1 protein-coding gene is annotated in these 1,332 nt (G+C 68.5%); it reads left to right on the top strand.

Going from position 1 to position 1,332, the window contains the following annotated elements; genetic code table 11:
* The coding region (locus AB0I88_RS41280) for an NF041680 family putative transposase (RefSeq protein ID WP_361037763.1) at positions 1 to 1,331 on the top strand (1,331 nt) is incomplete at its 5' end.
* Position 1,332 lies beyond the last annotated feature (1 nt).

Consider the following 1,332-nt stretch of genomic DNA (forward strand, 5'->3'; position numbering starts at 1 on the left):
TGGCCGATGCGGTGTTGTGTGCTGAGGGGCCGGTCACGAGCCTGGTCGAGTTGTCGATGACGGCGGAGCATCGTCGTGGTCACGGCGCTTTGTATGACGCGGTGAACAACGGGGTCATCGAGGTGGGCCGGTTACGCAGGGCAATCATCGGATTGCCGTTGCCGCGGGACCGTGCCGGCCGGATCGTCCTCGCCGTCGATGTCAGCCCGTGGCTGCGCCCGGATGCCGCGACCGCGGAGGATCGCTCGTTCTGTCATGTGTACGGCCGTGGGCGTAACGCCGCGCAGATGATCCCGGGCTGGGCGTATTCGTTCGTCGCCGCGCTGGAGACCGGGCGTTCGTCCTGGACCGCGGTACTCGACGCGGTGCGGATCGGGCCTCTCGACGACGCCACCGAGGTGACCGCCGCGCAGGTACGGGAGGTCATCGACCGATTGCGGGAGCACGGGCGGTGGTGTGACGGTGACCCACGGATCATGATCGTGTTCGACGCCGGTTACGACGTGACCCGTCTGGCGTGGCTGTTGCGAGATCTTCCGGTGATGCTGATCGGCAGGTTGCGTTCGGACCGGGTCCTGTACCTGCCCGCCGCACCCCGGCAAGCGGGGCGGATCGGCCGGCCGTCCCGGCACGGCGAGGTCCTCGACCTCGACGAACCGGCCGGGCATCCGGACCCGGCCGTGGCCACGATCAGTGAGACCAGCCGCTACGGTGCGGCGTTCGCCGACGCCTGGGACCGGGTGCATCCGAAGCTGGCCCGGCGCAGTGGCTGGGCCGGGCACGAAGGACCGCTCCCGGTCATCGAGGGCACCGCGATCCGGCTGCGGGTGGACCGGCTGCCCGGTGACCGCAACCCGAAACCGGTGTGGCTGTGGGCCTCGATGACCGGGCTGACCGGGGCCGGGGTGGACCGGATCTGGCAGGCATATTTGCGTCGTTTCGATATGGAACACACCTTCCGGCTGTTCAAGCAGACTCTCGGCTGGACCCGGCCCCGGCTACGGGATCCGCGGTCTGCTGATCGGTGGACCTGGCTGATCATCGCCGTTCACGCCCAGCTACGGTTGGCTCGCGATCTGGCCATCGACCTGCGTCGGCCTTGGGAACGTCCACCGGCCGGCCCCGGACGGCTGACCCCGGCACGCGTGCGGCGCGGGTTTCGCAACCTCCGCCCGAAACTGGCTCAGCCGGCCGGTGCACCGAAAAACACCAGGCCAGGCCCGGGGCGACCGCCTGGCTCTCGCAACAAGCACGTCAGGCCACACCCACCGGTCGGCAAGACCGAACACCAGAACGCGACAACCAGCCACAACAACCAACAAAAGGTTTAAT

The organism is Actinoplanes sp. NPDC049802 (assembly GCF_040656595.1).
GTDB lineage: Bacteria > Actinomycetota > Actinomycetes > Mycobacteriales > Micromonosporaceae > Actinoplanes.